Source organism: Christiangramia qingdaonensis, assembly GCF_048381525.1.
In the GTDB taxonomy this organism is placed as follows: Bacteria; Bacteroidota; Bacteroidia; order Flavobacteriales; family Flavobacteriaceae; genus Christiangramia.
On record NZ_JBLWIM010000015.1, the window covers coordinates 149,883 to 174,142 of the forward strand.

A 24,260-nucleotide genomic window follows, 5' to 3' on the forward strand; every position below is an offset into this window, starting at 1 on the left:
ATTTTATAAAGTTCTATCTCGATCCCGTCGCTTTTCGTATTTTATATCACTTAAGACGCTTGCCTTTATCCTTATCAGGAAGTTCCATGATTTTCTAGGTCCGAAAGGAACCCAGCTAAAACTCATCAACCAGCTATCGAGATCACGTTGAAAACGTAATTGAGTAGGAGTAACACCGCTATTCACAAGGTCGTAACCGGTGCTGGCTCCAATTTTCCACTTTGGTGCGATTTCTATATTTCCATTAAACATTAATGAATGAGCAGATACGGTATTCTGTCGGGCAGAATTCGTATAATTCATAGCATAAGCTACACGAACATCCCATGGTATGTTATAATTGTACCATCCATTTTCGTTCTCCTCCTCTTCACCTTCGAAAGGATCTTCATCGAAAAGACGGCCATCTTCGCCCATTCCTGTTCCGAAGAGATCATCAGGACGTCCACCATTTCTATAGGTTTCATTGTCCATATCATCGGTTTCTTCCTCTTCAACGCCTTCAAAATCCTTGTTAGAAAAAGAATAACCAAAGTTCACTGTTCCCGCGGTTAGTCGAAATAAGCTTCCGCCGTTCTCAATATTCAGCTTGTCGATCCTACGGTTATTATTATTCAGAGCGTATATATCTAAATTTCCTCCAAAGTTAATATCCAGTTTATTTTTGATCACCGGAATGGACCCACGAAGTGAAATAGGGGACAGGCGCAAGGAGTCTCCCGCAAGGTTATAACTTGTTCCTATACTGAAGTTATTTAGTAAAGTGATCTTTTCAGGTTCTATCGCGGTGCTATCTTTCGACCTAACCTTGGCTTCAATGGTATTGCTTAAGCTGAAGCCTAAAGAACTGGAAAAATTTCTTCCGGGTGCTCCATATAAAGTACCGTCAAACCTTGAATAATCTACAATATCTTCAATGATCTCTCCATTTTCATCTTCAGATTCCTGGACAAACTGATCATAAAACCGGTCAAAACCCGGGTTGATATTATAACTCACCGAAGGTCTCATGACGTGACGAATCGCCTGAACTTTTTTATCTTTTCCGAAGTTTTTAATACCATATAATGTAGTTCCAAGGCTTGTATTGAAATTATAAGTACGATAAGAGTCAAAACCTTTGATCGTATCAATCACGACATCATCCAGCACAGGATCATAGGATCTTTCAAAAGTTCTGGAAACCCAGGTTTCTTCATAGCTGGTACCTGTGGAAACACTTAAATATTTAAAAAGCTTAAAGTTCGTATTTAGCGGAATACTATGTTGTGCGCCCAGCCTTGCATCATCAAACATCTCCGGAGTAAGGAAAAGTGAATCGGCAGTATTGATCTGGTTCTCTGCCCGTAAATTATACTGAAGGTTAATATTTTCAATAAAACCTTTTTTACTACCAGAAGCTGGAGCTAAAGGATAGATACGAGACATACTCAATTGTAAAGTTGGTAAACTAAGATTCACCGAATTAGTTCTGGTATTTTGGGAGTGACGCGCGGCCAGACTCAAATTCACCTGAGGTTCACCGGGAAATGTCTTACTGTATGAAACCGAAGAGTTTAGTTCGTTATTCAGGTAATTTCCTGTGTTGGCCTGATTGATGGATTCTGCATAATACTCGCTGCTCCCTAAGTTTACAGAAGCTGAAAATCTGGAATTTGGACTAGCCTTTGGATCCTGGCTATGAGACCACTGAATGTTATAGCTGGATCTCTCGGCAAAGTCGGGGAAACCTCTTTCGCTCGTGAATAACTTTTCAAACCTTACTCTCGCATTTCCACGATATTTATACCTGTTAGCGTAATTGGATGAAAATTCTAGGGTGTAAGAACCGTTAGTGTAGTAACTACCTAAAGCCAGTAGATCCACATAATCGCTAATAGCAAAATAATAACCACCATTCTGAAGGTTATAACCATACTGGGAATCTCCAAACGACGGAATAATAAAACCTGAAGTTTCCTCATCTGTTAATGGAAAATAACCAAAAGGAAGTCCTAGAGGAGTAGGAACATCTGCAATGTACATGTTTACGAGTCCGGTCACGATCTTCTTCTCAGGTACGAACTTGATCTTCCTCGCATAGAAGAAATACTCTGGGTCATCTACATCCTGAGAAGTGGTAAACCGAACATTCTTCATAAAGTAAACCGAATCATTTTCCCGTTTGGTGACCATACCTTTTACATTAAAGTCGGCTTCCTGGGTTCGGGAATTGTAAACCAAAGCTCTTTCAGTATCAAAATTGAACCGAAGTGAATCTGGCTCTACTTTTCTGTTTGCCTGGGTGAAAATAGGTTTTTGGATATAATCTCCAAGGGAATCCTCAATTCCATAGGCGAAAAACTCATTCTTATTATTATCGATAACGATGAGTCCAGCCTCTATGGTCATATCACCATAGACGATCTTTGCTTCGTTATACAGGTAGATTTTATTTTCTTTTGGACTCAAGCGCATATAATCTTTGGCGCTATAATCCACAACATCGGTAATAAACTGGGGCTTTTTGACTGAATCCTGCTTAACGGTATCGGTAACCTGCAAGTTCTGGGCGATCTCTTCAGGTGTAACTGTGGGAGCTATACTATCCTTCTGACTTTCAACAGGGATCGAGTTATTTCCAATCTCCTGCGCATGCAAAAGTGAGGTCATAAATAGCGTGAAAACTAAGCAAAAAAGTGTATTGGGGATATTTGTTTGCAATGCTTTAAGTGCTATTTTTGTACGGATTGGCGTGCTTTTTGCAAATCCAAAATTACATATATTTTTTTAGCTGAGTTTTGAGACTGCAGGAAAAATAGCAATAAAATATTCACCCCACACAAGCGTTAGCTTTCTATGAGAACGAACTTACTTAATCTTTTCGTATTCACAAGCCTTTTCTTTATTACATCAACGGTAACTTTTTCTGCTGAAATTCCTCCTAACCTGGATGAATTTGTAGTAGTTCTGGATGCTGGTCATGGTGGGAAAGATCCTGGTAACATGGGTAATGGTTTTAAGGAGAAGGATATTGCTTTAAGTATAATTCTGAAGATTGGTGCCGAGCTTGAAAAGTATAAGAATATAAAGGTAGTGTATACCAGGAAGTCTGATGTGTTTGTAGAGCTATTCGAGAGAGGCAGAATTGCCAATGAAGCGAATGCAGACCTTTTTGTATCTGTACATTGTAATTCTCATAATTCACAAGCTTCAGGAACCGAAACTTTCGTGCTTGGACTTAATAGAAATGAGACTAATTTTGAAGTGGCAAAAAAGGAAAACTCGGTGATCTATCTCGAGGATAACTATGAAGTTACTTATGCTGGATATGATCCTAATTCCCCTGAATCTACCATAGGTCTTACAATTATGCAGGAAGAATATCTGGATCAAAGTATCTTGCTTGCAGATCTTGTTCAGAAGGAATTTACAAATACATTGAAGAGAAAGAATCGGGGAGTTAAGCAAATGGGACTTATTGTGCTACATCAAACCTACATGCCTAGCGTTCTTGTAGAAACTGGGTTCCTTACAAATAACCAGGAGGGACCTTATCTAAATAGTTCAAAAGGGAAGGATGATATGGCCCGGGCAATTACCAATGCTATTCTCAATTATAGTAAAACCATTAATTTAAATACCCTGGAGCAAGTGGCTGTAAGTCAACTTAAAGGAACAGTAGATGAAGGAGTTTTACCAGAATCTCAGGTCTTTAAAGATGTGTTGTTTAGGGTGCAGCTGGCGGCCGGTTCAAAAAAACTGGATACTAAGCCTTATAATTTTAAAGGCATGAAGAATGTTAGCAGGGAGAAAGAAGGAAAACTTTATAAGTATTACTATGGAGCAACTTCAGATTATTTAAAGATCCAGAGAATGCACAGCGAGGCAGTAAAAAGTGGATACACAGATAGTTATATCGTAGCCTTTAAGAATGAGGAAAAAATAACGCTTAACGATGCGTTAAAATCAAAGCTAAAATAGAAGAGCTTTTCTATTTTTATTTCTAAATTTGTGCGTATTCACTTAAAAAATTGCTTTTGAAATATTCCAGAGAGGTAAAAACTGCCGTTCTAGCTATCGTGGCGATAGTTATTTTATTGTTTGGTTATAGTTTTCTCAAGGGAGAAAACCTCCTTGCCCAGAATCGAATTTTTTATGCTGAATATGATGATGTAGAAGGACTCTCACCATCTTCTGAAGTTACCATCAACGGTCTTAAAGTTGGTCAGGTAAGCAGCATAGAGTTCAAAGACAATTCAGGTAGACTTGTAGTAAGTTTTACTGTAAAGAATGATTTCAAGTTTTCGAAAAATAGTAAGGTGAACATTTATGGTGGAAGCATCATAGGTGGAAAGTCTTTGGCTATTGTTCCAAATTATGACCAAAAATCTGAATGGGCTGTGTCTGGTGATACACTTCAGGGAGACAAGGAGGAAGGGATCATGGAACTAGTGAATGATAAGTTGACGCCTTTACAGAATAAACTGGAGAACACGATCACAAGTGCAGATTCGATGTTAACGGCCATTACAGAAATCCTTGATGACTCTACAAGGAATAATATTCGTGGTACTTTTAAAAATCTTGATGCTACCGTATCCTCATTTAGAGTAACCGCAGATGAGCTTCAGGGTATAGTAAAAGGAAATAGTTCCAAGATCGATCGAACGTTTACGAATCTTGATGAAATGTCTACAAACTTTAATAAGTTTTCAGATACATTATCCACCATGAATATTGGCAAGATCACCTCAGATCTTGAAAAGGTAATTGCAGATTTTGAAGGAATCTCAAATAAACTGAACAGCAAGGAAGGAACCGCAGGGAAATTGATTAATGATGATGCTGTGTATAATAACCTGGATCAGGCAACCAAACAGCTAGAACAACTCCTACAGGATATCAAACTTAATCCAAAGCGCTACGTTCATTTCTCAGTTTTCGGTAAGAAAGCTGGAGATTATGAAGAACCGGAAGATTCCTTAAAATAAATCTATCATGCAAATTGTTTCGCAAATACTATTTGTGATCGCTCTATTAGTGGGCGTTGGCTTTTTCGCCAGAAATATTAAAAGACTTATTCGTAATATCAAATTAGGTCGGGAAATCGATCGAACTGATAATGGTGGAGAAAGATTTGCCAAAATGGCCAGAATAGCCTTGGGGCAGAGCAAAATGGTAAAAAGACCGGTTTCTGGTTTTCTGCATATTATCGTTTACGTGGGCTTTATTATTATAAATATAGAAGTTCTCGAAATCGTTATCGACGGAATTTTTGGTACTCATAGAATCTTTTCTTTTTTAGGTGGTACTTATGATGTTCTCATTGCAAGTTTCGAAATCTTAGCTTTCCTCGTATTTGTTGGAGTAGTAATCTTCTGGATACGTAGAAATGCACTTAACATCTACCGTTTCCTTGGTCGTGAATTGAAAGGATGGCCTAAGAATGATGCAAATTATATCCTGTATTTTGAAATGGTGCTAATGGCATTATTTCTTATCATGAATGCTACAGACTATCAACTGCAAATGAATGGAGCAGATCATTACGCTTCAGAAGCTGGTATAATGGGTAGCTTTCCAATAAGCCAGTTTTTGCTTCCTCTTTTCGACGGAATGAGCAATGCGACTCTTATTATTATTGAAAGAGCTGCCTGGTGGTTGCATATTCTTGGAATTCTATTCTTCCTGAATTACTTATACTACTCGAAACATTTACATATTCTATTGGCGTTTCCGAATGTATATTTTTCAAAACTGAGTCTTCAGGGGAAAATGGATAATCTGGAAGCAGTTCAGAAGGAAGTAGCATTAATGATGGATCCAAATGCCGATCCTTTTGCAGCTCCTGCGGAAGGCGAGGATGAAGGAGAGCCGGAAAAGTTTGGAGCTTCAGATGTCTTTGATCTCAATCAGGTTCAATTGCTGAATTCCTATACCTGTACAGAATGCGGTAGATGTACTTCTGAATGTCCTGCGAACCAAACCGGGAAAAAGCTTTCTCCAAGAAAGATCATGATGGACACTCGGGACAGGCTTGAGGAAGTAGGTGAGAATGTTACCAAGAACGGAAAGTTTGAAGATGACGGGAAGCAATTACTGGACGACTATATACTTAGAGAAGAACTATGGGCATGTACTACCTGTAATGCATGTGTAGAGGCCTGTCCTGTTGGGATCGATCCTTTATCCATTATTCTGGATATGAGAAGATACCTGGTAATGGAGCAAAGTGCCGCTCCTAATGAATTATCCATAGCGATGACAAACATCGAAAACAATGGTGCACCATGGCCTTACAACCAGATGGACCGTTTGAACTGGGCTAAAGAAAATTAATACATTAGAATTTTATAAAGATCGATAATATGGCGGAAGCACTCAAAGTACCTACAATGGCCGAATATATGGCTGAAGGCAAAAAGCCTGAAGTTCTGTTCTGGGTTGGTTGTTCGGGAAGTTTCGATGATCGTGCTAAAAAAATAACCAAGGCATTTGTAAAACTTTTGCACAAGGCGGGAGTTGACTTTGCTGTTCTTGGGACCGAGGAAAGCTGCACCGGGGATCCTGCAAAGAGAGCCGGAAATGAATTTCTTTTTCAAATGCAGGCTGCTACAAATATTGAGGTGTTGAACGGTTATGAGATCAAAAAAGTGGTTACTGCCTGTCCTCACTGTTTTAATACCATCAAAAATGAATATCCTGCTCTTGGCGGGAATTACGAGGTCATGCATCATACTCAGTTTTTAAAAGATCTTTTGAATGAAGGTCGGTTAAAAGTTGAAGGTGGAAAATTTAAAGGAAAGAGAATTACTTTTCATGATCCATGTTATTTAGGTCGAGCAAATAATGAATATGAAGCACCACGTGATCTTCTACGTAAGCTTGAAGTTGAGCTTGTGGAAATGCGTAAGTGCAAAAAAAACGGTTTATGCTGTGGAGCCGGAGGAGGGCAAATGTTCAAGGAACCTGAACCAGGAAACAAGGATGTAAACATCGAGCGTACAGAACAGGCTATGGAAGTGAAACCTGAAATAATTGCTGCGGGTTGTCCATTTTGTAACACCATGATGACAGATGGGGTTAAGAATAAAGAAAAAGAAGATAGTATCGAGGTAATGGATGTTGCTGAGATGATTGCCAGCGCAGACGAACTTTAAAATTCTAAAAGTTAAAAGACCAGTCTCTATTTGACTCCAAGGCTAAATCAATTAGATTTGTGTGAATACAAATTTAGCCTATGTTAGTACCATTTGATAGCCTTTCAGAAGATTCAAGAGTTTGGATTTATCAAGCCAACAGATCTTTTACAGAAGAGGAATTACAGGAGATCTCATCAAGATTAGACCAGTTCATTGAAAGATGGACAGCACATGGAGGAGATCTCAAGGCTTCCTACGATATCAAGTACAAAAGATTTATTACAATAGCTCTGGATCAAAAATTGAATGCTGCAACAGGTTGTTCTATAGATTCTTCCGTGCAATTCATTCAGCAGCTGGAGAAAGACTATAACGTTGATCTTCTCGATAAAATGAATGTTTCCTATAAACAAGGAGACTTTGTTGCTTATAAAACACTTACCGATTTCAGAAAAATGGCAAAGGATAAAGCGGTGTCCATGAATACAATCGTATTCAACAACCTCGTTAATACCAAAGCCGAATATCTTACAGAATGGGAAGTACCTGCTTCTGAGAGCTGGCATAAACGCTTCATGAAATAATGATATTGAGAACCCTGTCCCTCAAATTACCACTTTTACTCTTTTTATTTTACAGTCTTGGTGCTTTTTCCCAGGTAAAAAATCCATTGTTCACCAAAGATCATGCGGCTCAAAAGCAGTGGGTGGATAGTACGTATGACTCCATGAATCTTAAGGAAAGAGTTGGTCAATTATTTATGGCTAGTATCTGGTCCAAAAATGATCATGAGGCCGATACCATTCGCAAACTCATTGCTGAAAATCATATTGGCGGACTTATTTTTTCCAAAGGAGGTCCGGTAAAACAGGCTCAGTTAACCAATGAGTTTCAGAAGATGTCTAAAGTTCCTTTGCTAATTGGAATGGATGCTGAATGGGGACTTGCCATGCGACTTGACAGCACTTTTGCACTGCCATGGAATATGACACTGGGCGCCATACAGGATAATCAACTGGTCGAGGAAGCTGGTGCAGCTATTTCCAAGCAAACTAAGAGATTGGGTGTACATTTTAATTTTGCCCCTGTAGTGGATATAAATACCAATCCAGACAATCCAATTATAGGAAATAGATCGTTTGGGGAAGATAAATTTAATGTCACTGAAAAATCTCTTGCTTTTATGCGAGGTATGCACCGCGAAGGAGCACTTAGCAGCGCAAAACATTTTCCAGGTCATGGCGATACAGATTCCGATTCGCATAAGACGTTACCAACGATCAATTTCTCCGCGGAAAGGATTGAACGCGTAGAACTATATCCCTATAAAAAACTAATTCCCGAAGGGCTTAGTAGTATTATGGTAGCCCATCTCAATGTACCTGATTTAGAGCCTACAGATGGCAAACCTGCCTCTTTATCTAAAGATATTATTACAGATATATTGAAGAAAGAGCTTGGTTTTAACGGTCTCATTTTTACTGATGCACTTGACATGAAAGGTGTTTCGAGAAATTCGGAACCAGGTGAAGTTGATCTTGATGCATTTAAAGCAGGAAATGATATCCTGCTAATGAGTGAAGATGTTGGCAGAGCTTCTCAAAGTATCATGGATGCGGTAAATGATGGTACTATTAGCGAAAGCCGTTTGGCACTTTCAGTAAAGAAAATTTTATACGCTAAGTATAAAGCTGGTCTTCATGAATTTAAACCGATTAGTACAAATTTCCTGATAGAAGAATTATACACCTCGCGTGATGAAGCTTTACTGGAAGAGCTCTATGAAAACGCTGCAACGCTTATCAAAAACAATAAAGCTGTAGTTCCGGTTAAAGATCTTTCAGAAGAGAACATAGCCTATGTGAACTTTGGGGACGATGATGGTAGCGTTTTTCTTCAGCAGTTAAAAAAATATTCGAAAGTTGATTGGGTTCAGGCAGATAAGTTGGCCTCGCTACTTGTCAAACTGGAAAACTATGATCGTGTGATCGTTGGTTTCCATAAATCGAATAGTAGTCCGTGGGCATCTTATAAATTTTCAAATAACGAATTGGTATGGTTGCATGAGATTGCCCGCAAAAATAAAACGATCCTTGCGCTGTTCGCAAGACCTTATGCGCTGCTTGATGTAAAAAGCTTTACGAATATAGAAGGGATCATAATTGGTTACCAGAATCATCCACTCGCTCAGAAAAAGGTGGGTCAGATAATTTTTGGAGCAGCTCAGGCCAAAGGTCGGCTTCCGGTTAGCATCCAGAATGAATTTCCTGCGGGAACTGGTTTCAATACTAGGGATGTTGATCGCTTAGCTTATGGAACTCCTGAAAGCGTTGGGATGAATTCCTATAAACTTCAGAAGATCGATAGTATTATAAATTATGCTATTTCAGGAAAAATGACTCCTGGGGCTCAGATACTTATTGCCCGGCAGGGTAAAGTAATATACCAGAAGAATTTTGGCTATCAGACTTATGATGAAGAGCTACCTGTAACAGATACTACGGTTTATGATCTGGCATCCCTTACCAAAATTCTTGCAACCCTGCCGCTGGTCATGGAATTGGATGAGAAAGAAGTTCTGAGTTTTGATACTACTCTTAGTGAGTTACTTCCTTCACTGAAAGGTTCGAATAAATCCAATATCAAGTTGCAGGATATGTTAATGCATTATGCTCGATTGCAAGCCTGGATCCCATTTTATATTTCTACGCTTGATCCCGATACCAAGAAACTATCTAACAGTTATTATAGCACTTTACCTTCTGAAACTTACAATACACAGGTTGCAGATAATATGTTTATTAGAAAGGATATTGGAGATACCATCATTAATACGATCAGGCTTAGTGATCTTGAGAAAACGAGGTCTTATAAATATAGCGATCTGCCATACTATCTGTTGAAGTATTACCTGGAGAGCTATTATGAATCTTCACTTCAGAATATTACACAGGAACATTTTTACAAATCCCTTGGCGCGAATTATACTGGTTATTTACCTAAGACGAGGTTTGATAGCCTGCAAATCGCTCCTACAGAGAATGATCAATTATGGAGAGGGCAGGTTGTTCGTGGATATGTTCATGACCAGGGTGCTGCGATGCAAGGTGGAATTGGGGGGCATGCAGGTTTGTTTAGTACAGCAAATGACGTCGCGAAGTTGATGCAAACCTATCTAAATGGCGGTTCTTACGGCGGGAAGAAATATTTGCGTAAAGAAACCATTGAGAAATACAATACCTGCTATTATTGTGAGCAGAATGTAAGAAGAGGAGTAGGTTTCGACAAACCACAGCTTGGAAACTCAGGGCCAACCTGCAACTGCTTGTCTATGAATAGCTTTGGACATAGCGGCTTTACAGGAACATTCGCCTGGGCCGACCCTGAAGAAGAGATAGTTTATGTATTTTTATCAAACAGAACTTATCCTGATTCAACGAACAGGAAGCTTATCAGGGAAGATATCCGGTCTGAGATCCAGAAAGTGATATACGAATCTATAGATTTCTAATTAATGAAAATTGCAATTGTTTGTTATCCTACTTTTGGTGGTAGCGGAGTAGTAGCCACCGAGTTAGGCTTAGCGCTTTCCAGACGTGGTCATGAGGTACATTTTGTCACCTATAAACAACCTGTAAGGTTGGAGACAATATCCAGCCACATAAGATTTCATGAGGTGAATGTACCGGAGTATCCTTTATTTCATTATCAACCCTATGAGCTTGCGTTAAGCAGTAAACTGGTAAATGTAATAAAGAATTACGGAATAGAACTTTTGCACGTTCATTACGCGATTCCTCACGCTTATGCCGGATATATGGCTAAGAAGATGCTTGCGGAAGATGGAATTGAAATTCCTATGGTTACGACTTTACATGGAACAGATATCACCCTGGTTGGAAATCATCCATTTTACAAGCCTGCAGTAACTTTTAGTATCAATAAAAGTGATTATGTTACTTCAGTTTCAGAAAGCCTAAAAGAGGATACCCTAAGGCATTTTGAAGTAAAAACAAAAATTGAAGTTATTCCTAACTTTATCGATGTATCTAAATTTCAGAAGAAAACATTTACAGATTGCCAGAGAGAACTAATGGCGGCATCTAATGAGAAAATTATAACACACGTAAGTAATTTTCGAAAAGTAAAGAGGGTAGATGATGTTGTGAAGATCTTCTTCGAAATTCAGAAGTCTGTGAGTGCGCGCTTAATGATGGTTGGTGAAGGTCCGGAAAGAGAAACTGCCGAAAAACTGGTTCGCGATTTAGGTATAACAGACAAAGTATTATTCCTGGGGCAAAGTAATGAAATTGATAAGATCCTGTGTTTTTCAGATCTGTTTCTTTTACCTTCTGAAACGGAGAGTTTCGGTTTGGCAGCACTTGAAGCAATGGTTCATTCCGTCCCTGTAATCTCCTCTAATACAGGGGGATTGCCAGAGGTCAATAAAGATAATTTCTCAGGTTTTCTACATGACGTAGGTGATGTGATCGCAATGGCAAACAGTGCGATATCAATTTTGAAATCAGAAGAAGTTTTAAGGAAATTTAAAAGGCAGGCTGGAGAAACAGCAAGGGATTTCGATATTAATATGATCGTTCCCAGGTATGAAGAGCTATACAATAAGGCATTGATTAAAGCATCATAAAAAAAAGGAGCCAATTGGCTCCTTTTTCTTGTTATCTTCTATTCAATTAGAATTGGTATCTAATACCTAAAGCAATATCTGGTGTGAAATCATCGTGATCATCATAGTCCGAAAATCCAATTTCAGGTCTGAAATCTAATGATAGTAAAAGTGGGAAATCGAAATTATATTCGATCCCTACGTTACCTGCTAATAACGCAAAAACCCCGTCATTACGATCAATATCACCTCTGCGATTGTCATCATAATTACCAAGTCCTGCACCAGCACCTGCATACCAGTTGAAACCTCCTTCAATATTCCAAACCCATTGGTACAATCCAACAAGCTTGATAGCATCGTAATTGCTGTCATTTCTCCATCCAAGATCGAACTCTAACCTGTTGTTCTCGCTTGTTGCTCTCTGATATGAAACCTCGGCACCAAATCCACCACCGTCACCCACTCTTAAACCAAGAGCGTTTTGAGATATCTGCTGTGCATTTGCCTCATTCAGAAATACAGCTCCAAAAATAAAAGCTGCAAATAGAACTACTTTTTTCATGTTTGATTGTTTTAAATTCATCCCGGCAAATTTATGCCGTTTACCAATATGAGAACGTCAAGGCTAGTAAATGTATTGTTAATATTAATTAAGATTCTGTTAAGTCGGTAAACTGAAACTTCCTAAATTTGAGTATGAAATTGAAAAATTCCCTGCGGCAGCTCGCAAATGAATTAGAAGGAGAGCTATACTATGATGAGCTCTGGAAAACCATTTACGCGACTGATGCTTCTGTCTATCGAGAAATACCGTTAGCCGTAAGCAGACCTAAGTCAAAGCAAGATCTTATAAGACTTATAAAATTCGCCAGGGAAAATAAAACTACATTAATCCCAAGAACTGCCGGTACATCGTTGGCAGGACAATGTACTGGTGATGGTATCATTGTGGATGTCTCACGTCATTTTACCGATATTATTAATGTTGATCCCGAAAGCAAAACAGTAACTCTACAGCCTGGAGTGATTCGGGATGATCTTAACCGGAAACTTCATAGGCATGGTCTTTTCTTCGGGCCGAATACTTCGACTTCCAACCGCTGTATGATAGGAGGAATGGTAGGTAATAACTCCAGTGGAACTACTTCAATTAAGTATGGTACAACCCGGGACAGAATCAAATCCATCAAAGCACTGTTAAGTGATGGCAGTGAAGTTGAGTTTAGCGATCTTTCTAAAATTGAATTTCAGAAGAAATTAGAGGTCAAAGGACTGGAGGGTGATATCTATCGTAAAATTCAGGATATACTTAATTCAGAAGTAAACAGGGAAGCGATCATCAGTAATTTTCCTCCAATGGAGTTACATAGACGAAATACAGGTTATGCGCTTGATGAGTTGTTGCATACTGCAGTATTCGAGGGTGGTGATAGAAAATTGAATATTTGCGACATCATTGCAGGTAGTGAAGGAACTCTGGCTTTTATTACTGAAATCACCTTAAAGCTTGATATTCTGCCTCCTTCAGAAAAAGCGATGATCGCAGTGCATTTTCGTTCTATAGATGCCTGTATGCAAGCGGTAGTTCCGGCTATGAAGCACTCGCTTTTTACCTGTGAGATGATGGATAAGATCATTCTCGACTGTACCAGTGATAATTTAAAATATCGTGAGAATAGATTTTTTATAGAAGATGATCCTGAGGCGATCCTGATGCTTGAGTTACGCGCAGAAACACAGGAAGTACTTGAAAAGAAACTGGAAGCTCTAATGAATACACTTAGAAGTTCCAATCTTGGTTACGCTTTTCCCGTTTTGTATGGTGATCAAATCGACCTTGCACTCGATCTGCGTAAAGCTGGTTTGGGACTATTGGGTAATATGAAGGGAGATCACAAAGCCGTTGCATGTATTGAAGATACTGCTGTGGCCATCCCGGTACTGGCAGATTATATTGCTGAATTTACAGAGATCATGAAGAATTATGATCAGCAAGCCGTTTACTATGCTCATGCAGGTGCTGGGGAGATTCATCTGCGTCCTATTCTGAATCTGAAAAAATCTGATGATGTTGGGTTATTCCGAAGTATTACGCTGGATGTAGCAAAACTGGTGAAAAAATACAATGGTTCTCTTAGTGGGGAGCATGGCGATGGAAGGTTGAGGGCAGAATTTATTGAGCTTATGTATGGGGGAAAAGTGTATTCTCTACTGAAGGATATAAAGTTTGCTTTCGATCCAGATAATATTTTCAATAAAGGTAAGATCGTGGATGCACCAGCTATGGATACCTCTCTTAGATATGTTCCAGATCGCAAAGAACCCGAGATCGAAACCATCATGGACTTTTCTGATGCTGAAGGTGTCCTTAAGCTAGCCGAAAAATGTAACGGAAGTGGTGATTGCCGAAAGTCGGTAGAAGCGGGAGGAACCATGTGCCCTAGTTACAGAGCTACCAGGGATGAAAAAGATACCACCAGGGCTCGTGCAAATGCTTTAAGGGAATTTCTTACAAATTCAGATAAGGAGAACAGGTTTGATCATCCAGAACTAAAGGAAGTGCTGGATCTGTGTATTAGCTGTAAAGGATGTAAAAGTGAATGTCCGTCCAATGTGGATATGGCTGCTCTTAAAGCTGAATTTCAATTTCAGTATTACAAATCGAACAAACCTAGTTTAAGGGATCGAACTTTCGCAGGAATCAGCAACCAAAACGCCATGGCATCAAAAGTCCCTGGCTTATCGCGATTTGTAATGCAAAACAAATTTACTTCCAGAATTGCAAAAAGACTACTTGGGGTTGCAGTAGAAAGAGAATTGCCTGCAGTTGGAAAGACTACCCTTAAAAAATATTACCTGGCTAATAAAAAGATACTTGAAGTTCAAAATCCGCTTAAAACGGTTTATCTCTTTAATGATGAATTTACCAATTATCTTGATGTAGAAGTAGGTATTGACGCTCTCAGACTTTTAAGTCGGTTAAGCTACCAGGTTCAAATTATTGATCATCCTGAAAGCGGAAGGAGTTACCTTTCCAAAGGATTTCTGGGTGAAGCAAAGAAACTGGCCAATGAGAATATTAGAATCTTTAATCCTCTAATTAATAAGGAAACTCCATTGCTTGGTGTAGAACCTTCGGCAATCTTAAGTTTTAGAGATGAATATTTAAGACTGGCAGATGATAAGAATTCAGCCGAGAAACTTGGTGAGAATTGCTTTATAATTGAAGAATTCTTGAAACAAGAGCTTGCAGCGGGTAATATCCTTAAGGATCAGTTTACCACGGAGGCTGCAACTATTAAAATTCATGGACATTGTCATCAAAAAGCGCTATCCAATAGCGCCCGAACTTTCGATATTCTCAATATCCCTGAAAATTATAAGGTGACTATCATTCCTTCAGGTTGCTGTGGTATGGCAGGTTCTTTCGGCTATGAAAAAGAACATTATGAGATCAGTATGCGTATAGGAGAAAATTCTCTATTTCCGGCTATAAGAAAGAGTAAGGAGGGCACAATCATATCTGCGAATGGAACCAGTTGCAGACATCAAATTAAAGATGGAACTGGAAGAATAGCACAGCACCCGGTGAGTATTCTTTATAAAGCTCTTGCTTAATAATGTAAAGTTTTGTTAATGCCTGTGTATTATATATTGTGGCGCGTTCAAAACATTAAATTTAGCGTTCGAAAAAATTACAGACTATTTTATTGCATTGACTGGGAATGAATAAGGATTTACGGATTCAGGAATTAGAAGAAAAGTCGAAGGAGAAAGAACTTAGAATCGCAGAGCTCTTAGCCTCCAATGAACGATTAAAATCTGAAAATGAAAACTTAAAAAACGAAGCTCATTCATTTAGAGAACTAATTCATTCTTCTCCCTCCATGATTACCCTTTTAAAAGGAAAAAATCTAGTAATTCAGGTAGCAAATGAGCCTATTCTGAAATTCTGGCAAAAAGAGAAATGTATATTAGGTAAACCACTCATAGAAGTACATCCTGATATAAGGGAGCTAGGCTTAGAGCAATTACTTCATACAGTTCTTGAATCTGGAGAACCTCAATTCGGCTATGAAATGCCAGTTTATATTACCAGAAGTGATAAACGAGAACTTTCGCATTTTAATTTTGTTTATCAACCTCAGAAAAATAGGAATGGAGAAGTAGAAGGAGTTGCAGTAATTGCTCAGGAAGTAACACCTAAAGCCATTTACCATGAAAAAATTAAGAACAGTGAATTTAGGTATCGCGAACTAATTCATTCTTCCAATTCTCTTATAGCTATATTGAAGGGTGAAGACATGATAGTGGAAATTGCGAACCAGGCAATTAAGGATGTTTGGGGTAAGGGTGATAACGTGGAAGGAAAACCATTATTTAATGTACTACCTGAAATGATCGGGCAGGGAATGCCTGAAATTTTTGATGATGTCTATAAAAATGGACAGCCCTATATTGCTCAGGAACGACCTCTTTTACATCAGCAAAATGGATCATTAAAGCTTGGTTATTTTGATTTCGTTTACCAACCTCAAAAAAATATCTCTGGAGAAATTGAAGGAGTGGCAATAATTGCTCACGATGTAACCAATCAAGGTCTATTAAATAAGAAAATAAGGGAAAGTGAAAAGAAATTCAGAGAACTGGTGAATTTCATACCTCATAAGATTTGTACGACAACTGCTGAAGGTGAACCTGTATTTTACAATAATAGCTGGTTAAATTTTACTGGAAAGACTTCTAATGAATTACTTAAAGATTCATGGTATTCGCTTATATATCATGAAGACAGGGAGTTTATTGGTGAACTTGTTGAAAGTAGCATGAATACCGGACAGGATATTGAGACCGAATTGCGGATTTTTAACAAAGATGGAATACCAAAATGGCACTTAGCCAGAGCAACTGCTATTAAAAATGAAGAAGGCGTAATAAATTCATGGATATCCTCTTGTACCGAAATTCAGAAATTAAAAGATGATGAGAAGCGAAAGGAAAGTTTTCTAAAACTGGTAAGTCATGAACTCAAGACCCCAGTTACTTCAATTAAAGGTTACATACAATTGTTACAATCTATATTACCTGAGAAGGTAGAGGCAGATTCCAGGAATATCCCAGTTAAACCATATTTGCATAGAATACAGAGCCAGATCGAAAGGCTTATTCGATTAATATCTGAAATGCTTGATCTAAGTAGAATTGAGCAAAATGAACTAATTCTTGAGCTAAGCGATTTTCAATTGAATGAACAGATCGAAACAGTAATTGAAGATCTATCGTTTTCTCATCGTGAGATGCAGATCGATATAAGTCATGAAGAAAAAATCTCAATAAAAGCTGATAAAGAGAGAATAGGTCAGGTAATTACGAATTTAATAACCAATGCAGTGAAATATTCACCCGATACCAAGAAAGTATCGGTAAGGGTTTTTAGGACCGAAGATAATCAAGCTGCAGTAAGTGTGAAAGATTACGGAATAGGTATAGCTTTGCAGGAACAACAGCAAATATTCAAACGTTTCTATAGAGTTTCTGGAAATAAAGATGAAACTTATGAAGGCTTTGGAATTGGGCTTTATCTTTCAAATGAAATTATAGAAAAACATCAAGGAAGAATTCTTGTGAAAAGTGAGCCTGGTAAAGGCTCTGAATTTACTTTTAAATTACCCCTAAATCAATAAACATATGGCTAGAATCTTAATCGTAGACGACGATCAAACAATTGGATTAATGCTTAAAGATATACTTGAGTTTTCTGATCATAATGTAACTGTCTCTCAGCAACCTAAGATTACGAAAGAAAATATATTAAAACACGATATAGAACTGATACTTCTGGATAAGCTTATTTCTGGAGTGGACGGAACAGATGTATGCGCAGAACTCAAAGCAGATGAAGAAGTTGCTCACATACCGATTATTATGATGTCTGCCTTACACAATGTAGGCGACCTTTGTAAATCTGTAGGCGCTATTGACTTTATTCCAAAACCATTTGATATGGATACCCTTTTAAACAGAGTGTCTGAAGTTCTTGCAAGGGACAATAGCGGAAAGTCCGCCAGCTCATAGAAATTCAGTAATTAACTAATATAATTCCAAATTAAGCAATAGCCTTTTCCTACATTGGGAATATATAGGATTCCACTTTCAAATATGTTCTTAAAAAATTACATTTGTTCAAAATCGAATAAATGGCAGGAAATTCTATAGGCACACTCTTCAGATTAACTACGTTTGGTGAGTCTCACGGTGTTGCTATTGGTGGTGTAATTGATGGATGTCCTGCAGGAGTCGAGCTAGATCTGGACAAAATACAGCAGGACCTGGATCGAAGACGGCCCGGGCAATCTGCAATTGTAACTCAGCGCAAGGAACCTGACACTGTTGAATTTCTATCTGGAATTTTCGAAGGGCAGTCAACCGGTACTCCAATTGGATTCGTAATTAAAAATGCGAATCAAAAATCCAAAGATTATTCACATATAAAAGATACTTACAGGCCTTCCCATGCCGACTATACCTACGACGAAAAGTATGGTGTTCGAGATTACCGTGGCGGCGGAAGATCCTCGGCCAGAGAGACGGCTTGCAGGGTTGTTGCAGGTAGTATTGCTAAACAGCTTTTAAGTTCCCTTCAATTTAATGCCTATGTTTCTACTGTAGGTCATATTGAACTGGATAAAAAATATCAGGACCTGGATTTTTCAGAAGTTGAAAAGAATCCGGTGCGATGTCCAGATCCTGTCAAGGCTAAAGAAATGGAAACTTTTATCAAGGAAATTCGCTCCAGCGGTGATACGGTTGGTGGAATCGTTGATTGTGTGATTCAAAATGTTCCTAAAGGTTTGGGTGAACCTGTTTTTGATAAATTACATGCTGAACTTGGTAAAGCGATGCTATCGATCAACGCTGTGAAAGGCTTTGAATACGGCAGCGGATTTGCAGGAACTACTATGAAAGGTAGTGAGCATAATGACCAGTTCAACCAGGACGGTTCCACTAAGACTAATTTGAGTGGCGGTATCCAGGGAGGAATAAGCAATGGGATGGATATCTACTTTAGAGTAGCTTTTAAGCCAGTTGCAACACTTATGCAAAAACAACAAACGATCAATTCCAAAGGCGAGCAGGTGGACATGCAGGGTAAGGGAAGACATGATCCATGTGTTGTGCCTAGAGCAGTACCCATCGTAGAAGCCATGGCCGCAATAGTGATGGCCGACTATTTTCTTCAGAATAAATCATCAAAAATTTAATAGTAGAACAACAGGTATATGAAAAAACTCGCATTGCACTGGCAGATACTTTTAGGAATGGCCGTAGGGGTCATCTTTGGACTTATCATGACTAATTTTAGTTGGGGACCAGACTTTACAGAGGATTGGATCAAACCTTTCGGAAATATTTTTATTAATGCGCTTAAGTTAATTGCAGTGCCATTAATCCTTGCATCTCTTATCAAAGGGATCTCAGATCTTAAAGATATTTCAAAGTTGTCCAAAATGGGTACCAGAACCATTGCGACATATATAGTCACAACCGTGATCGCAGTTTCTATTGGATTGCTCATGGTGAACCTTATCGCTCCAGGGAAAGCAATCTCAGAAGAAACCCGTAGTGATCTTATAGCTAGTTACGAAGGGGATGCCTCGGTTAGAATTACAGATGCCCAGAAGCAGAAGGATGCAGGCCCTTTACAGGCCCTGGAAGATCTGGTGCCGAGTAATATTTTTGGGGCGGCAAGCGATAACGGGAACATGCTTCAGGTTATATTTTTTGCGATATTCTTTGGACTCGGACTCATACTTATTCCTGAAAAAACAGCGAAACCAGTTAAGGACTTCTTTGATGGCTTCAATGAAGTCATCTTGAAAATGATCGACCTTATCATGCTAACTGCACCGTATGGTGTTTTTGCCTTACTAGCAGCACTTGTTGTAGAATCACCAAGTGCAGATCTCTTTGCAGCTCTTGCTATGTATGCGCTTACCGTACTACTAGGTTTAGCCCTTATGATAGGAGTATATATTTTACTTGTTTGGATTTTTACTAAAAATACACCCTCATTTTTCCTTAATGGAATCGGGCCTGCACAATTACTTGCTTTTTCTACAAGCTCCAGTGCTGCTACGCTTCCTGTTACGATGGAAAGGGTAGAAGAACACATGGGTGTTAACAAGGAGGTTACTAGTTTCGTGCTTCCAATTGGCGCCACTATCAATATGGACGGTACAAGTCTTTATCAGGCAGTGGCTGCGGTATTTATCGCCCAGGCATTCGGTATGGATCTAACACTAGGTGCACAGTTGGGGATCATCGCGACAGCTACATTAGCATCCATAGGCTCGGCGGCAGTTCCGGGAGCAGGAATGGTGATGCTGGTAATTGTACTTGCCCAGGCTGGAATTCCTGAAGCCGGATTGGCTTTGATATTTGCGGTAGACAGACCATTGGACATGTGTAGAACTACGGTTAATGTTACCGGAGATGCAGCAGTATCATTGATGGTAGCTAAATCTGTGGATATGATGGGACCTCCTAACGTGAAAGACTGGGATGATGATTACCATCCTGAAAATGAGGAAACGGTTTAATCCAGAAACTTAGATTTTAGTTCGGGAGTAGGGATCATGCAATTCTCCTTTTTCCCGAACCATTTATATCTATTGCTGGCTACGAGATCATAAATACTATCTCTCAAGCTTTCAGGTAGAAACAAGAAGTTTTTCAGTAAAGAATATCCTCCATTAAGGTCTCTTGAGATTTCCAGGGCCGCAGTAGATTTTCTATAATAAGCCACACCCGGTTCAATAAGCATAATAGAATCCAGATCTTCAGGATTAAAACCTCTTTCTTCAATAAGTCGTTTCCCGGTTTCACTTTGCAGGGATGCAAATCTAAACTTATCCTTGCGGTCATGTTTTATAATAAACTGTACCGCGTTATTGCAAAGGTTACAAACGCCATCAAACAGTATGATTTTATGTTTGGAAGTAATTTCCATAACTATTTCTTTTTAGCGGATTGTACGAGTTCCAATTGAGCCATGCCAACTGAAGTGGTGAAAATTCCATAATTCACTAGAGCTTTGTCTTTTTCTATTTTATCGATCGTTCCAACTGCTTTTCCATCTTCGAGCCGAACACGATCCCCAACCTTTAATTTAGCTTTTGGTTTATTGGCTTCCTGCTTCTTTAATTGCGTCTCTTTTTTCTTCTCTTCTTTTTTCTTTTCTCGAATAGGTTCAATTTTTTTCTGCACCTCTTTTTTCAGCTGTTCTTCTTTATTTTTCTTTGCTTTAAGTTTCTTGGCGCTTTCTTTTTTCCGTTTGGAATTCTCTATTTCCACCAGCTTTATAAATTCTCCAATAAGCTCTTTTTTCTTCTTATTGCTGAAGTATTTTTCACTTAGATCATTCACCTTTTGACCAAGGTAGATCATACGTTGATTGCTGTCATAAAGCTCCTGATAGCTTTCGAGTTTCTGCTGAATTCTGGTGTTTGTTTCTTCCAGCTTTTCTTTTTCCGCAGCGGCCTTTTGCTCTTTGGTTTTAAGGCTATCGGTTGTTTTTCTAAGGTTGGAGCGCTCCTTCTGAAGGTTCGCAATACTTCGATCAAATCTAATCTTACCACGCTCAACCTTCTTTTTGGAACGATTAATAAGGCTATAAGGAATTCCGTTTTTCTGAGCAACTTCAAACGTGAAAGAACTTCCGGCTTCTCCAACCTGTAGTTTATATATTGGCTCCAGCGTTTTATTATCGAACATCATATTCGCATTGCTCATTTCTGGTAATTCATTAGCCAGTTTTTTCAGGTTAGCATAATGTGTCGTAAGTATACCGAAGGATCCTTTTTCATAGAAAACCTCCAGGAATGTTTCAGCTAAAGCACCACCAAGTTCTGGGTCACTTCCCGTACCAAATTCATCGATTAGAAACAATGTTTTGTCATCACATTTCCGTAGAAAGTAATTCATGTTTTTAAGTCGGTAGCTATACGTACTAAGGTGATTTTCTATAGATTGATTATCACCAATATCGGTAAGAACTTTTGAGAACAGGCACATTCTACTATACTCATGAACCGGAATAAGCATTCCGCTCTGGAGCATTACCTGCAAAAGTCCAACAGTTTTAAGAGTGATACTTTTACCACCGGCGTTGGGACCTGAAATAACCATTATTCGGTTGTCGGCGCCTAGTTCAATGCTCTGTGGAAACGTTTTCTCGTTCTTTTTCTTATTATTCAGAAGTAATAATGGGTGGTAGGCATCCTTCAGAAATAGTTCCCGATCCTTAGTGATTTTTGGTAAGATCCCTTCGATCTTATAAGCGTATTTAGCCTTGGCAGCGATCACATCCATTTCACTTAGAAGATCCTGATGTTCTGTCAAGACTTCACGATGGGGTCTGGTAAATTCTGTTAGTTCTTTTAAGATTCGTTTAATCTCTTCCTTTTCCTCGTATTCTAAATTGTTCAGCTCCCGGGTGTATCGATGAGTAGCTTCCGGCTGAATATAAACAATACTGCCGGTTTTGGAATTCCCCATGATCCCGCCTTTTACCTTACGGCGATACATGGATTTTACAGCGAGCACCCGCACATTCTCTACAACACTTTCTTTGATCTCGTCTAGATACCCATAACCGTTGTAAGTAGTTAAGGCTGAATTGAAACTTGTATTTATCTGCCCCTTTACAGCATTGATCGATCTTCGCAACTGCTGCAAATACGTGGTAGCATCATCTTTCATTTCCCCAAATCGGTCAATAACCGAATTGATCTTTTCTACGAGGCTTAGGTCATATTCAAGGTGCGAAACAGTCTCAGACAGAGCGGGATAGAGATGCTTATTTTTTCTGAAGAATTTCAGATGATTGTTCACCGTTTCATTTAATGAAGAAATCTTTCTGAAACCTCCAATTTCCAAAACCGACTCTTCTATAGCCAGTAATCGAAGCTCAGTTTGAATACTGTCGAATCCATGATTCGGGATCGCTTCATCCTGGGTTTTGGATTTAATAAATTCGTTGGTTTGATCGAGTCCAAAAACGGTTTTCTGAAAACTCGGGTATGGTTGGATCTTAAGAGCCTTCTCTTTTCCTTGTCCTGTAATGCAAAGTTCGCTCACCTGTGAACATACTACCGGAAATTCCAAATCATCAAGACTCCTGGAACTAATTTTTATCATATCAATTTTTCCCTACATTTGAGGTTCTACAAAGTTACTCAATTCTCATGAACGTAAGAATAGATCAAAGCTGGAAAAAAGTTCTAAATGCTGAATTTGAAAAGGACTATTTCAAGAATTTAATTCAATATGTAAAAAAAGAGTATACGGAACATAAATGTTTTCCTCCAGGCAGTGAGATTTTCGCTGCTTTTGATCATTCTACTTTCGATAATACCAGGGTAGTTATCCTGGGTCAGGATCCATATCATGGAGTAGGGCAGGCGAACGGTTTGTGTTTTTCTGTTCGTGATAATATCCAGATTCCTCCTTCGCTAATCAATATTTTTAAAGAGATCGAGACTGATCTGAATAAGCCCGCGCCTTCCAACGGAAACCTTGAAAGATGGGCAGATCAAGGCGTACTTTTATTAAATGCTACCTTAAGTGTGCGAGCTCACCAGGCTGGTTCCCACCAAAATAAAGGCTGGGAAGTCTTTACAGATGAAGTTATCAGACTAATTTCCCAAGAAAAAGAAAATGTTGTTTTCATGCTTTGGGGTGGATATGCCAAGAAAAAATCCAAGCTAATCGATAGTTCCAAACATCTTATTTTAACCAGTGGTCATCCTTCACCATTAAGTGCAAATAGAGGATACTGGTTTGGAAACAAACATTTTAGTAAAGCCAACGAGTATTTGCAATCAAAAGGGAAAAATCCAATTAACTGGTAAGCAAACTCAATAATTGCAATTAGAATCTATATCCAAGGTTGACCATAAACTGACCAGCTATTGTTGGTGATCTCTCACTGAACAAGTTTCTTCCTATACCACCGCTTAGGTCTAATAAAAAACCACCTTTAGAAACAAACTTACCGCCCAAACCGAATCCTATGGCAAAGTCTGTATAGTCATAAGTATCATAAATATAATCGTCAACGCCTGCGTCGTAGTAATATCCATCTTCATATTCACCATTGGATAACATTCCAAAACCATGAACATAAAATCCACGCGCATATTTAGAACTAAAGAAATGCTTGTATTTCCCGGTTAATGAGAGCTCTTTATAATAAGCATCATTGAGATAATCATCCTTAGTTGGATGGTAAAAAGCTTCGATCGCCCAGGTAGAATTTTCAGAAATTATGCGTTCATAGGTAATATCCACGATACCGAAGGCAACGAGATTGAAAGCATTCAGACTTAATTCTTGTTTTCCGGATTCCCTTGAAATTGCGTTGGAAATACTGTCGTTGGTCTGGCTAAAGCCCAGAGATGTAGCTGCTAAAAGCAAGCAGGTAAGTAAGAATTTCATTTAAGAGG

The 24,260-nt window shown here is 38.8% G+C and carries 18 protein-coding genes; 13 read left to right on the plus strand and 5 right to left on the minus strand.

Translation table 11 applies throughout. The features are described 5' to 3' along the window. Nucleotides 1-3: 3 nt before the first annotated feature. Nucleotides 4-2,652, minus strand: coding sequence for a putative LPS assembly protein LptD (locus ACNI3T_RS12020; protein WP_418228016.1), 2,649 nt, complete (start codon nucleotides 2,650-2,652; stop codon nucleotides 4-6). A 186-nt stretch (nucleotides 2,653-2,838) separates the two neighbouring features. On the opposite strand from ACNI3T_RS12020, the gene ACNI3T_RS12025 reads away from it, so the two are divergent. From ACNI3T_RS12025 to bshA, 7 genes are all read left to right on the plus strand, one after another. After that, nucleotides 2,839-3,963 carry an N-acetylmuramoyl-L-alanine amidase family protein gene (locus tag ACNI3T_RS12025; RefSeq protein ID WP_418228017.1) on the plus strand — a complete coding sequence of 375 codons (1,125 nt, stop codon included), beginning with the start codon at nucleotides 2,839-2,841 and terminating at the stop codon, nucleotides 3,961-3,963. A gap of 56 nt (nucleotides 3,964-4,019) precedes the next feature. Beyond that, nucleotides 4,020-4,973, plus strand: a complete 954-nt coding sequence (locus ACNI3T_RS12030; RefSeq protein WP_418228018.1) for an MlaD family protein — start codon at nucleotides 4,020-4,022, stop codon at nucleotides 4,971-4,973. Between the two features lie 7 nt (nucleotides 4,974-4,980). Beyond that, complete coding sequence (locus tag ACNI3T_RS12035) at nucleotides 4,981-6,321, plus strand: (Fe-S)-binding protein (protein ID WP_322300195.1); 1,341 nt, start codon at nucleotides 4,981-4,983, stop codon at nucleotides 6,319-6,321. A 29-nt stretch (nucleotides 6,322-6,350) separates the two neighbouring features. Continuing rightward, nucleotides 6,351-7,142: a (Fe-S)-binding protein gene (locus ACNI3T_RS12040; protein WP_141877711.1), complete on the plus strand. Its 792-nt coding sequence runs from the start codon at nucleotides 6,351-6,353 to the stop codon at nucleotides 7,140-7,142. A gap of 80 nt (nucleotides 7,143-7,222) precedes the next feature. After that, the gene (locus ACNI3T_RS12045) at nucleotides 7,223-7,708 is read left to right on the plus strand and encodes an ABC transporter ATPase (protein ID WP_322300196.1); all 486 of its coding nucleotides are present in this window, start codon (nucleotides 7,223-7,225) and stop codon (nucleotides 7,706-7,708) included. Beyond that, nucleotides 7,708-10,635: a glycoside hydrolase family 3 N-terminal domain-containing protein gene (locus ACNI3T_RS12050; RefSeq protein ID WP_418228019.1), complete on the plus strand. Its 2,928-nt coding sequence runs from the start codon at nucleotides 7,708-7,710 to the stop codon at nucleotides 10,633-10,635. The genes ACNI3T_RS12045 and ACNI3T_RS12050 overlap by 1 nt, the downstream gene beginning before the upstream one ends. Before the next feature lie 3 nt (nucleotides 10,636-10,638). Beyond that, nucleotides 10,639-11,772, plus strand: coding sequence for an N-acetyl-alpha-D-glucosaminyl L-malate synthase BshA (gene bshA / locus ACNI3T_RS12055; protein ID WP_418228020.1), 1,134 nt, complete (start codon nucleotides 10,639-10,641; stop codon nucleotides 11,770-11,772). 46 nt (nucleotides 11,773-11,818) lie between these two features. Here the strand turns inward: bshA and ACNI3T_RS12060 are convergent, their stop codons facing one another. Beyond that, complete coding sequence (locus tag ACNI3T_RS12060) at nucleotides 11,819-12,316, minus strand: hypothetical protein (protein ID WP_418228021.1); 498 nt, start codon at nucleotides 12,314-12,316, stop codon at nucleotides 11,819-11,821. Between the two features lie 134 nt (nucleotides 12,317-12,450). Between ACNI3T_RS12060 and ACNI3T_RS12065 the strand changes: the two genes are divergently transcribed. The 5 genes from ACNI3T_RS12065 (at nucleotide 12,451) to ACNI3T_RS12085 (ending at nucleotide 20,354) form a co-directional block, all read left to right on the plus strand. Continuing rightward, nucleotides 12,451-15,372, plus strand: coding sequence for an FAD-binding and (Fe-S)-binding domain-containing protein (locus ACNI3T_RS12065; protein ID WP_418228022.1), 2,922 nt, complete (start codon nucleotides 12,451-12,453; stop codon nucleotides 15,370-15,372). A 107-nt stretch (nucleotides 15,373-15,479) separates the two neighbouring features. Next, the gene (locus tag ACNI3T_RS12070) at nucleotides 15,480-17,438 is read left to right on the plus strand and encodes an ATP-binding protein (protein WP_418228023.1); all 1,959 of its coding nucleotides are present in this window, start codon (nucleotides 15,480-15,482) and stop codon (nucleotides 17,436-17,438) included. Nucleotides 17,439-17,442: 4 nt separating this feature from the next. Next, complete coding sequence (locus ACNI3T_RS12075) at nucleotides 17,443-17,829, plus strand: response regulator (RefSeq protein WP_418228024.1); 387 nt, start codon at nucleotides 17,443-17,445, stop codon at nucleotides 17,827-17,829. 122 nt (nucleotides 17,830-17,951) lie between these two features. Further along, the gene (gene aroC / locus ACNI3T_RS12080; protein WP_322300203.1) at nucleotides 17,952-19,016 is read left to right on the plus strand and encodes a chorismate synthase; all 1,065 of its coding nucleotides are present in this window, start codon (nucleotides 17,952-17,954) and stop codon (nucleotides 19,014-19,016) included. A gap of 18 nt (nucleotides 19,017-19,034) precedes the next feature. Beyond that, nucleotides 19,035-20,354 (plus strand): dicarboxylate/amino acid:cation symporter, encoded by a 1,320-nt coding sequence (locus ACNI3T_RS12085; RefSeq protein ID WP_322300204.1) that lies wholly within the window; start codon nucleotides 19,035-19,037, stop codon nucleotides 20,352-20,354. On the opposite strand, the gene ACNI3T_RS12090 is transcribed toward ACNI3T_RS12085, so the two are convergent. Next, on the minus strand, nucleotides 20,351-20,764 hold the full coding sequence (locus ACNI3T_RS12090) for a thiol-disulfide oxidoreductase DCC family protein (protein WP_418228025.1): 414 nt from the start codon (nucleotides 20,762-20,764) through the stop codon (nucleotides 20,351-20,353). The genes ACNI3T_RS12085 and ACNI3T_RS12090 overlap by 4 nt on opposite strands. 2 nt (nucleotides 20,765-20,766) lie before the next feature. Continuing rightward, a complete protein-coding gene (locus ACNI3T_RS12095; protein ID WP_418228026.1) occupies nucleotides 20,767-22,953 on the minus strand; it encodes an endonuclease MutS2 in 2,187 nt (728 codons plus the stop codon). Between the two features lie 47 nt (nucleotides 22,954-23,000). Between ACNI3T_RS12095 and ung the strand changes: the two genes are divergently transcribed. Beyond that, nucleotides 23,001-23,666 carry a uracil-DNA glycosylase gene (gene ung / locus ACNI3T_RS12100; RefSeq protein WP_418228027.1) on the plus strand — a complete coding sequence of 222 codons (666 nt, stop codon included), beginning with the start codon at nucleotides 23,001-23,003 and terminating at the stop codon, nucleotides 23,664-23,666. A gap of 19 nt (nucleotides 23,667-23,685) precedes the next feature. On the opposite strand, the gene ACNI3T_RS12105 is transcribed toward ung, so the two are convergent. Beyond that, a complete protein-coding gene (locus ACNI3T_RS12105; protein WP_418228028.1) occupies nucleotides 23,686-24,252 on the minus strand; it encodes a hypothetical protein in 567 nt (188 codons plus the stop codon). Nucleotides 24,253-24,260: the final 8 nt, after the last annotated feature.

Coding starts and splice junctions, on each gene's coding strand:
- ACNI3T_RS12020 (WP_418228016.1), bottom strand. CDS start 2,652: ATGACCTCACTTTTGCATGCGCAGGAGATTGGAAATAACTCGATCCCT.
- ACNI3T_RS12025 (WP_418228017.1), top strand. CDS start 2,839: ATGAGAACGAACTTACTTAATCTTTTCGTATTCACAAGCCTTTTCTTT.
- ACNI3T_RS12035 (WP_322300195.1), top strand. CDS start 4,981: ATGCAAATTGTTTCGCAAATACTATTTGTGATCGCTCTATTAGTGGGC.
- ACNI3T_RS12040 (WP_141877711.1), top strand. CDS start 6,351: ATGGCGGAAGCACTCAAAGTACCTACAATGGCCGAATATATGGCTGAA.
- ACNI3T_RS12045 (WP_322300196.1), top strand. CDS start 7,223: ATGTTAGTACCATTTGATAGCCTTTCAGAAGATTCAAGAGTTTGGATT.
- ACNI3T_RS12050 (WP_418228019.1), top strand. CDS start 7,708: ATGATATTGAGAACCCTGTCCCTCAAATTACCACTTTTACTCTTTTTA.
- bshA (WP_418228020.1), top strand. CDS start 10,639: ATGAAAATTGCAATTGTTTGTTATCCTACTTTTGGTGGTAGCGGAGTA.
- ACNI3T_RS12060 (WP_418228021.1), bottom strand. CDS start 12,316: ATGAAAAAAGTAGTTCTATTTGCAGCTTTTATTTTTGGAGCTGTATTT.
- ACNI3T_RS12065 (WP_418228022.1), top strand. CDS start 12,451: ATGAAATTGAAAAATTCCCTGCGGCAGCTCGCAAATGAATTAGAAGGA.
- ACNI3T_RS12070 (WP_418228023.1), top strand. CDS start 15,480: ATGAATAAGGATTTACGGATTCAGGAATTAGAAGAAAAGTCGAAGGAG.
- ACNI3T_RS12075 (WP_418228024.1), top strand. CDS start 17,443: ATGGCTAGAATCTTAATCGTAGACGACGATCAAACAATTGGATTAATG.
- aroC (WP_322300203.1), top strand. CDS start 17,952: ATGGCAGGAAATTCTATAGGCACACTCTTCAGATTAACTACGTTTGGT.
- ACNI3T_RS12085 (WP_322300204.1), top strand. CDS start 19,035: ATGAAAAAACTCGCATTGCACTGGCAGATACTTTTAGGAATGGCCGTA.
- ACNI3T_RS12090 (WP_418228025.1), bottom strand. CDS start 20,764: ATGGAAATTACTTCCAAACATAAAATCATACTGTTTGATGGCGTTTGT.
- ACNI3T_RS12095 (WP_418228026.1), bottom strand. CDS start 22,953: ATGATAAAAATTAGTTCCAGGAGTCTTGATGATTTGGAATTTCCGGTA.
- ung (WP_418228027.1), top strand. CDS start 23,001: ATGAACGTAAGAATAGATCAAAGCTGGAAAAAAGTTCTAAATGCTGAA.
- ACNI3T_RS12105 (WP_418228028.1), bottom strand. CDS start 24,252: ATGAAATTCTTACTTACCTGCTTGCTTTTAGCAGCTACATCTCTGGGC.